The sequence below is a fragment of the Catellatospora tritici genome (genome assembly GCF_019083965.1).
Taxonomy (GTDB): Bacteria; Actinomycetota; Actinomycetes; order Mycobacteriales; family Micromonosporaceae; genus Catellatospora; species Catellatospora tritici.
This window is the reverse complement of the sequence record NZ_JAHRCY010000008.1, coordinates 208,708-217,281: the sequence shown is the minus strand read 5'-3', so window position 1 is coordinate 217,281 and position 8,574 is coordinate 208,708. Positions and strand designations below refer to the sequence as shown.

Annotated in this window: 9 protein-coding genes; 7 read left to right on the top strand and 2 right to left on the bottom strand. The window is 73.2% G+C overall.

From position 1 onward, the window contains the following. The first annotated feature begins 1 nt into the window (after position 1). Positions 2-502 carry a hypothetical protein gene (locus KUA19_RS20085; protein ID WP_217397698.1) on the top strand — a complete coding sequence of 167 codons (501 nt, stop codon included), beginning with the start codon at positions 2-4 and terminating at the stop codon, positions 500-502. Positions 503-505: 3 nt separating this feature from the next. Continuing rightward, entirely contained in the window at positions 506-1,774 is a 1,269-nt protein-coding gene (locus KUA19_RS20080) for an SUKH-3 domain-containing protein (RefSeq protein WP_217397696.1), read from the top strand. Here the strand turns inward: KUA19_RS20080 and KUA19_RS20075 are convergent, their stop codons facing one another. Further along, positions 1,775-3,040 carry an SUKH-3 domain-containing protein gene (locus KUA19_RS20075; protein ID WP_217397694.1) on the bottom strand — a complete coding sequence of 422 codons (1,266 nt, stop codon included), beginning with the start codon at positions 3,038-3,040 and terminating at the stop codon, positions 1,775-1,777. Between the two features lie 111 nt (positions 3,041-3,151). Here KUA19_RS20075 and KUA19_RS20070 point away from each other — a divergent pair, with 111 nt between their 5' ends. Continuing rightward, complete coding sequence (locus KUA19_RS20070) at positions 3,152-3,811, top strand: DUF2567 domain-containing protein (protein WP_217397693.1); 660 nt, start codon at positions 3,152-3,154, stop codon at positions 3,809-3,811. A 29-nt stretch (positions 3,812-3,840) separates the two neighbouring features. Here the strand turns inward: KUA19_RS20070 and KUA19_RS20065 are convergent, their stop codons facing one another. Next, positions 3,841-4,524, bottom strand: coding sequence for an LON peptidase substrate-binding domain-containing protein (locus KUA19_RS20065; RefSeq protein WP_217397691.1), 684 nt, complete (start codon positions 4,522-4,524; stop codon positions 3,841-3,843). 271 nt (positions 4,525-4,795) lie between these two features. Between KUA19_RS20065 and hisD the strand changes: the two genes are divergently transcribed. The 4 genes from hisD to hisH are packed head-to-tail and all read left to right on the top strand — an operon-like array spanning position 4,796 to position 8,555. Then, complete coding sequence (hisD, locus tag KUA19_RS20060) at positions 4,796-6,151, top strand: histidinol dehydrogenase (RefSeq protein WP_308167533.1); 1,356 nt, start codon at positions 4,796-4,798, stop codon at positions 6,149-6,151. A 60-nt stretch (positions 6,152-6,211) separates the two neighbouring features. After that, positions 6,212-7,318 (top strand): histidinol-phosphate transaminase, encoded by a 1,107-nt coding sequence (locus KUA19_RS20055; RefSeq protein ID WP_217397687.1) that lies wholly within the window; start codon positions 6,212-6,214, stop codon positions 7,316-7,318. After that, the gene (gene hisB / locus KUA19_RS20050; RefSeq protein WP_217397685.1) at positions 7,315-7,929 is read left to right on the top strand and encodes an imidazoleglycerol-phosphate dehydratase HisB; all 615 of its coding nucleotides are present in this window, start codon (positions 7,315-7,317) and stop codon (positions 7,927-7,929) included. Before KUA19_RS20055 ends, hisB begins: the two co-directional genes overlap by 4 nt. After that, positions 7,926-8,555, top strand: a complete 630-nt coding sequence (gene hisH / locus KUA19_RS20045) for an imidazole glycerol phosphate synthase subunit HisH (RefSeq protein WP_217397683.1) — start codon at positions 7,926-7,928, stop codon at positions 8,553-8,555. Before hisB ends, hisH begins: the two co-directional genes overlap by 4 nt. Positions 8,556-8,574: the final 19 nt, after the last annotated feature.

Sequence of the window (8,574 nt, the reverse complement as noted above, 5' to 3'; positions counted from 1 at the left end):
CGTGGTCAATGAACTGCACCTGCGGACGGCGCCGGATCGGACCGCCGCCGACTATCCCGAGGTCGACCTGTCACCAGTGGGTCCGCCCGGTCGGCGACTGGCTCTGAGGTTGATGGGGATCGGCCCGGATTCCTGCGTCGACGAGCGGTTCATTCGTCAGGTGTGGCGGGTCTTGGAGGTGCGTGGTGTCGCAGGCCCGCATCACCATTCCTGTGCTCAGGCGCTGAGGTTCGTGTCGCTGCAGGTGGCGCTACCTGTGCTGCCTGACCCGAACGAGCCGCTCATCCGCTGCTTCGAGCGCGGCGGTAACTTCGGCTTGACCTGCACGCTGGAGATCGACGGGCGCGGAATCAGTCTTCCGGACCCGCAAAAGCTCGTGGACAGGACGCCGTACGACATCAGCGAAGCCGCACTCGACGCGATCGATGAACCACACATGGCGATGGTCACCGTGCGCCTGGCGGCGCTCGAACGCGACAGCGACGAAGCACGGGAAGGGTGAGCTGTGGTCACTGAGTTGGAGGCGCGGCGGCTGGCCGAGCACCTGGCCCGCGCCGCGGCCGAACCCGGCGCCCCCGCGCTGGTCCCGCACGTCGCCGAGTTCCCCGAGTGCTTCATCGTCTGGGCGCTGCCGGACGAACACGACGACGTCCCGCCCCCGCCCGGCGCGGGCGCCCGTACCGTCATCGACCGGGGCACGGCGGCCCTGAGCACCTACCCGTCGGTCCCGCTGGAGCACGTGCGCCGCCTGCACCGGCAGCGCCTGGCCGAGCACCCGCCCGCCCCGGTCACCGCCGACCCGCTGGCCGCGCTGCGCCGCGTCGGTCGGGGCGAGTCCCCGGGCATCGCCGCCGAGCTGACCCCCGCCGACGGCCGCACCCGCCGCGCCACCGGCGCCAAGGGCGACCAGCTGCTGCGCCACCACCGGCTGGTCGGCGACTGGCTGGCCGACCAGCCGACCGGAACGCTGGTGCGCGGCGCCGCCCGCCACGCCGAGCTGATCGTCCTGTCGGACTGGCTGCACGAACTGGACCAGCGCGCCGCCCGCGACGGCGCCCCGGCGGTCGACCTGGCCATGGTCCGTGAGCTGACCGCGTCGATCCTGGACCTGCGCATCACGCTGCTGCGCGACCCTGGCGATCCGCTGGACGGAACCCCGGGGGGCCCGTGCGACACCTGTCTGGCGGTATGGATCCACGTCGGCCTGGCACCCGAGTCGGCCGCCCAGCCACCGCGTGAGCCGGTCGCCCCGATCACCGGCGTCCCGGCCGCGCTGGCGGGGCTGCCCGAGGACATCGCGATCACGCTCGCGGCGGGCGGCTGGGATCGCCCGGTACGGGTCGGCGGCCGCGATCTGACCTCGGCGGAGTGGGCGGACCTGTCGGTGCGGGCGCTGGCCGCGCACGGGCACCCGCCGCTGGAGACGCTGCGGGCGGCGATCGTCAAGTTCCCCTACCTGGCGTCGGTGCGGCGCGGGCCCGGGGTGGCCAACCGGGTGCAGCCGTTCGAGTTCGGCGCCGAGCTGGTGTCGCACACCGCGGCCACGCTGGCTCGGTTCGCCGAGGTGAGCGGGGTGCCGCTGGCGCCGATCGGGGCCGAGCACGACGGCGACGGCGTCGTCGCGATCGACGCGTTGGGCCGGGTGTGGGTGCTGGACCAGGCGGGCGAGTGGTACGCCGGGCCCGACCTGGACACCGCGTTCACGGTGCTGCTGCAGGGGCACCCGATGCCGCGCGTGCGCGACGACGGCAACCTGGCCCCGCCGGGGCAGTAGTCACCAGCTCCCGTCGGCCCGCACGCGCGGGGTGGCCGCGCCGGTGTTCAGCGTGTGGAGGGCGCTGGGCAGATCGACGCCGAGGAACCAGGCTCCGGCGTGGTCGACGGCGTACACCCGGCGCAGTTCGTCGATGGCGAGCAGGCCGTAGTAGCCGCCCTCCTCGGTGCCGATCGGGAACAGCCGCGCGCCGATGCGTTCGGCCAGGTCGCCGAGCGTGTCGGCGGTGTGCTCGGACACCCACGCGTTGATCGTGTACGACTCGACCCGCTGCTGTGCTCCCGGCGAACTCTGCAGCACGGGGGTCATCGGCGCGTACGGCAGCAGCACCTCGACCAGGAACGGCAGCGCCGTCAGCCGATGCCGCGCACCGGGCACCGCCGCGGTCGCCGACAGCGCCTCGACCAGGATCGGGGCGATGTACTCCGCGCCACCCGGTTCCCGTTCGGGCAGCGACGGGGTGACCACGTCGCGGGGCGGTTCACCGGGCAGCCCGAGCCCGGTCAGGACGGTGGCGCAGGTGTGGCAGGCGTGGGCGGGCTGAACCTCCGCCGGGTCGGCGGCCTCGCGTAGGCGGCGCAGATCCAGGGTCGCCTCGGCGAGCAGGTGCGCCAGCCAGGCCGGATCGGCTTCCTCCCCGGCCAGCGAGAACAGGGCCCGGGAGGCCGCGATCAGTTCCGGGTGCCGGGCGGCGCCCCGGCTGCGGGCGGCGGCCGGGATCTCGGCCAGGGCACGCAGGACCGCGGGGTGGTGGTCGTACTCGTCGTCGTCGGTGTGGGCGGCGGCCTCGAACGTCCGACCGTCCACGGTCAGGGCCGCGGCCACCTGCGGCAGCCTGGCCTCGACGCCGAGCCGGGCCAGTTCGGCGGCGGCCGCGGCGGCCCGCTCACGCAGCACCGCGGGCGGCAGCGGCGCGGGGCCGAAGGTGGAGAACGGGAACGCCGGTGGCGCCGGCGGGGTGGAGGCGTCGAACCGGGGCGGGGTGGGCAGGTCGGGCAGTTCGAGGGGCGGGCGCGGGACGTACCTGTCCATCGCGACCTGCGGGGGCAGGCCGGGCACCACCGACAGCTCGCCGGTGTTGCGGTCGATGATCACGGTCTCACCGCTGCCGGGCTGCGCCTCGGGCGCGTCGGCGGGCGGCGGCGACCACACCACCCAGCCGCCGTCGAACTCGTACAGTCGCGGCTGGCAGAGGTGGCCCCGACGCAGCGTCTCGGTCGCTCCCCAGTGCCGGACGATCTCCTGCAGCCGGTCCTGTGAAATCATTGCGGCTCCCGTGATGGCTCGGTCCGGACAACCTATCGCAGGAGGGCACGAACGCCCTATCCCGCCGGATCGGTCCACGGGCACCGCAGCGGATGGGACTACCGTATGAGCATGCTTTCCGACGACACGTCCTCCTACGAGGCGCCGTTCGACCTCCAGCCCCGGCCCCGTCCGACGGTGGCCTCCGAGCTGTGGCCCGCGGTGGCGGTGGCGCTCGGGATCGGCGTGCTCGGGCTGGCGTTGGGCTGGGCGTGGTACGCGCTGGCGCCGACCCTGCCGCTGAAGATCGTGGCAGAGGGCGCCGTCTACACCTCGGCCGAGCCGGAGCAGCTCGCCGCTTCCGACAGCTGGTTCGTGCTGCTCGGGTTCGGGTTCGGGCTGCTGGTGGCACTGCTGGTCTGGGTGCTGCTGCCCAGGCGACGCGGTCCGTGGCAGCTGGCCGGAGTGGTGCTCGGCTGCCTGGTCGCCGGGTGGGCGGCGTGGTGGCTGGGGCACAACATCGGGCTGGCGCACTACCAGGACCTGCTGGCCCACGCGCCGGTGGACACGCTGATCCAGAAGCCGGTGGACCTGCGCGCGGTGAAGCACCTGGACTTCTTCCCGTACGCGATCGGCGGCAGCCTGCTGGTCCCGGCACTGGGCGCGGTGGTCATGTACGCGCTGCTCGCCGCCTGGTCGAGCTGGCCGTCGCTGCGCCGTGGCGAGGAGCCGGACGAGCCGTTCGGCGACGGCCTCGGCTACGGCCTCGAACCGCCGCGCCAGGACGTCTGAGCGAGCGGGTGAGGCCGGAACGGCCCGGCTCAGTTCGACGAGGGCGCGGGTCCCAGCTGCGCCAGCTGGGCGGGCACCGCGCGCACCTCGCGCAGCAGCGACGTCTCCCGCGCCAGGATCTTCAGTTCGAGCCGCAGCCGCGTGGCCGGGTCCGGTGCGCTGAGCAGTTGCTGCCGGTCGGCGATGGTGAGCGAGGCGCTGGCCGCGACCAGGTGCGACAGCACCACCGGGTCGTCGGGCAGCTGGTCGTCGGGGTTGCCGCGCAGCACGCCCAGATACTCCCGGAATGAGGCGAGCACGCGCGGTGCCAGCGTGTCGGCGGCCGCGTCGGGCTCCGGCTCGGGCAGCCACTCCACCCCGACCACCGGGTACGGGTGCGGGCTCGGCACGAACCCGGTGATGCGGAACCGCCGCTGGCCGACGGTGACTATGTCGAACTTGCCGTCGGGGTGCTCGGTGATCTGACGCAGCTGCGCCACGCAGCCGACCTCGTGCACCACCACCTCGGAGGTGGCCAGGCCGTCGTTGGGGGGCGGCATGACCTCCAACCCGCGTTCGATCGCCACCACGCCGAACTCGCGCGGGCTGCCGTCGGGCAGGTCCATCAGGTTGCGCACCAGGGTGCGCCAGCGCTCCTCGAAGATGTGCAGCGGCAGCACCAGGCCCGGAAAGAGCACCGTGCCCAGCGGGAACAGCGGCAGCGTGCCGGTCATTCGCTGAGACTAACTCGCGGTGGCGCGCGTCCGCTTCCGCGGGCGGTCTGTGTTCCGCGCGGCCACCGACCCCATGCGTCGCCGGGCTCCGGCCGCACCACCCCGCTCTTGCATTGACGGTGGCCTATCTGGTGGACGATTCTTCGAATTTCGTCTCTCAGATAGGCCAGTGTCGATGCTAAGGCGGTGGTGGGCGCGAGTGGCGGGGGTCACTTCCCAGTGCCTGGGCCGGTTGACCGCGGCGAGCCGCGGCGCCAGTAGACTTTGGGAAGTGTTGACCCGTATCGACCTGCGCGGACGGGATTTCGCCGGTGCCGGCGCCGATCCGCGAACCCTGTTGCCCCGTGCCCAGCTCGACGTCTCCCAGGCGGTCGAGCAGATCCGCCCGCTGGTGGAGGGGGTCCGGGTCCATGGTGTCGAGGCGATCCGCGAGGCGACACATCGGTTCGACGGGGTGCAGTCGCAGTCCCTTCGGGTGCCCGCTGAAGTGATCAAGGAAGCCGAGCAGGCGCTGGAGCCGCAGGTGCGGGCCGCGCTGCTGGAGGCGATCGCGCGCACCCGCAAGGTCCACGCCGACCAGCGTCGCACCGACCACACCACCCAGGTCGTGCCCGGCGGCACCGTCACCGAACGCTGGCTGCCGGTCTCCCGCGTCGGGCTGTACGTGCCCGGCGGACTGGCCGTCTATCCGTCCACCGTCGTCATGAACGTCGTCCCGGCCCAGGCCGCGGGCGTGGAGAGCCTGGTCGTGGTGAGCCCGCCGCAGCGCGAGACCGGCCTGCCGGACGCCCGGGTGCTGGCCGCCTGCTCGCTGCTCGGCGTCGACGAGGTGTACGGCGTCGGCGGCGCCCAGGCCGTGGCGATGCTCGCCTACGGCAGCCGGGGCAGCGCCGACCCGACGCGTGAGCTGTCGCCCGCCGACGACTGCGCCCCGGTCGACCTGATCACCGGCCCCGGCAATGTGTGGGTGACCGCCGCCAAGCGCCTGGTGCGTGGGGTGGTCGGCATCGACGCCGAGGCCGGGCCGACCGAGATCGCGATCCTGGCCGACGACACCGCCGACCCGGCGCACGTCGCCGCCGACCTGATCAGCCAGGCCGAGCACGATCCGATGGCGGCGAGCGTGCTGGTCACCGACTCGACCGCGCTGGCCGAGGCGGTGGACGCGCAGCTGGCGGTGCGGGTGGCCCGCACCAAGCACAGTGAGCGGGTCACCACGGCCCTGTCCGGGCCGCAGTCGGGCGTGGTGCTGGTCGACTCGGTCGAGGCCGGGCTGCGGGTCGTCGACGCGTACGCGGCCGAGCACCTGGAGATCCAGACCCGGGACGCCCGTGCGGTGGCGATGCGGGTGCGCAACGCCGGCGCGATCTTCGTGGGGGCGTACGCGCCGGTGTCGCTGGGCGACTACTGCGCGGGCTCCAATCACGTGCTGCCCACCGCGGGCTGCGCCCGGCACTCCTCGGGCCTGTCGGTGCAGTCGTTCCTGCGCGGCGTCCACATCGTCGAGTACGACGAGGCCGCCCTGCGCGAGGTCGCCCACCACGTGGTGGCGCTGGCCAACGCCGAGGACCTGCCCGCGCACGGCGAGGCCGTGACCGCGCGTTTCGAGCGCGAGAGTGCGGCATGAGCGTAGTGAGCGAATCATGATGCGGCGCGATGCCGCCAACGAGCGTAGCGAGGCGGCGGCATGACCGAGTGGGTGCAGCAACTGCTGCGCGAGGACCTGCGCGGCCTGACCGCGTACGGCGCGCCGCAGCTGGACGTGCCGGTGCGGCTCAACACCAACGAGAACTCGTACCCGCTGCCCGACGAGGTCGTGCGTGCCGTGCAGCGGGCCATCGCGGGCGAGATCGCCGACCTGAACCGCTACCCCGACCGCGACGCGGTGAAGCTGCGCGCCGACCTCGCCGCCTACTGCGGGCACGGGCTGACCGCCGAGCAGTTGTGGGCGGCCAACGGCTCCAACGAGGTGCAGCAGCAGCTGTTCCAGGCCTTCGCCGGGCCGGGTCGGGTCGCGCTGGGCTTCGGCCCGGCGTACTCGATGCATCCGCTGCTGGCCAAGGGCACCGCCACCGGCTGGGTCGACGGCCTGCGCGGCGAGCGCTTCGAGCTGACGCCCGAGCACGCCGCCGAGCAGGTGCGACTGCACCGGCCCGCGCTGGTGCTGCTGTGCTCGCCGAACAACCCGACCGGCACCGCACTGGACTTCGCGGTGATCGAGGCGGTGCTCGCCGAGGCGCCGGGGCTGGTCGTCGTCGACGAGGCGTACGCGGAGTTCCGCCGCCCCGGCACCCCCAGCGCGCTGGAGCTGCTGGACAAGCACGAGCGGCTGGTGGTCACCCGGACCATGAGCAAGGCGTTCGCGTTCGCCGGCGCGCGTGTGGGCTACCTGGCCGCGCACCCGGCGATCGTCGAGGCGGTGCAGCTGGTGCGGCTGCCATACCACCTGTCGGCGCTGACCCAGGCCGCCGCGCGCGCCGCCCTGGCCCACGCCGAGGTGCTGCTGGGCACGGTCGAGGCGATCAAGGTGCAGCGCGACCGGATCGTGGCCGAGCTGCGCGCCGACGGCTGGGAGGTGGCCGACTCGGACGCAAACTTCGTCCTGTTCGGACGCTTCGCCGACCAGAAGGCGGCCTGGCGCATGCTGCTGGACCGGGGCGTCCTGGTCCGTGATGTGGGACTGGACGGCTGGCTGCGGGTCACCGCCGGGACCGAGCAGGAGACTGAGTCGTTCCTCATCGCCATGAGGAAGCTTGAGGATCGCCTGGAGGCGATGAAGGGGCTGAGGGCATGAGCAGGACCGGCCGGGTCGAGCGGGTCACCAAGGAGACCAAGGTCGCCGTCGAGATCGACCTCGACGGAACGGGCCGGGCCGAGATCAGCACCGGCATCGGCTTCTTCGACCACATGCTGAACCAGATCGCCCGCCACGGCGGCTTCGACCTGATCGTGCGCACCGAGGGCGACCTGGAGATCGACGCGCACCACACCATGGAGGACACCGCGCTGGCGCTGGGCGAGGCGTTCGCGCAGGCGCTGGGCGACAAGGCGGGCATCCGCCGGTACGGCGACGCGGCGGTGCCGATGGACGAGGTGCTGGTGCAGGCCGCCGTCGACCTGTCCGGCCGCCCATACGTGGTGCACGACGAGCCGATGGATCTCGCGCCGTACATCGGGCCGGTCTACCCGGTCTCGATGACGCGCCACATCCTGGAGTCGTTCGGGCAGACCGCGAGGATCACGCTGCACGTGTCGGTGCTGCGCGCGGCCCGGCCCGGCACCAAGCCCGACGCGCACCACGTGGTGGAGGGCCAGTTCAAGGCCCTGGCCCGCGCCCTGCGCACCGCCGTGGAGATCGACCCGCGCAGCAAGGGTGCCGTGCCGAGCACCAAGGGGGTGCTGTGAGCGTCGACGTCGTCGTGCTCGACTACGGGTCGGGCAACCTGCGCTCGGCCCAGCGCGCGCTGGAGGCGGCGGGCGCGACCGTGACCGTCACCGCCGACCTGGGCCTGGCGGAGCGGGCCACCGGCCTGGTCGTGCCGGGCGTCGGGGCGTACGCGGCGTGCATGGCCGGGATGGACGAGGTGCAGGCCGCCCCGATCATCGCCGAGCGGGTCCTGGCCGGGCGCCCGGTGCTGGGCATCTGCGTCGGCGCGCAGATCATGTTCGAGGAGGGCGACGAGCACGGCGTGGTCACCAAGGGACTCGGGCTGCTGCCCGGCTCGGTGACCCGGCTCGACGCCCGCCGGGTGCCGCACATGGGCTGGAACCTCGTCGACGCCCCGGCCGGGTCGCGGCTGTTCACCGGCATCGAGGCGGACGCGCGGTGCTACTTCGTGCACTCGTACGCGGCTGTGCCCACCGCCGAACTCGACGCGGTCGCCCTGGTCACCACCACGACCCATGAGCGGGCCACGTTCGTGGCCGCCGCCGAGCGGGGCAGCCTGTCGGTCACCCAGTTCCATCCGGAGAAGTCCGGTGCCGTGGGCGCCGCCCTACTGCGCAACTGGATCGAGAGTCTGTCATCGTGAGTCGCGATCCCGCCGACCC

Excerpts from the sequence above, each read along its gene's own strand:
- KUA19_RS20075 (WP_217397694.1), bottom strand. The coding sequence starts at position 3,040 with ATGATTTCACAGGACCGGCTGCAGGAGATCGTCCGGCACTGGGGAGCG.
- KUA19_RS20070 (WP_217397693.1), top strand. The coding sequence starts at position 3,152 with ATGCTTTCCGACGACACGTCCTCCTACGAGGCGCCGTTCGACCTCCAG.
- KUA19_RS20065 (WP_217397691.1), bottom strand. The coding sequence starts at position 4,524 with ATGACCGGCACGCTGCCGCTGTTCCCGCTGGGCACGGTGCTCTTTCCG.
- KUA19_RS20055 (WP_217397687.1), top strand. The coding sequence starts at position 6,212 with ATGACCGAGTGGGTGCAGCAACTGCTGCGCGAGGACCTGCGCGGCCTG.
- hisB (WP_217397685.1), top strand. The coding sequence starts at position 7,315 with ATGAGCAGGACCGGCCGGGTCGAGCGGGTCACCAAGGAGACCAAGGTC.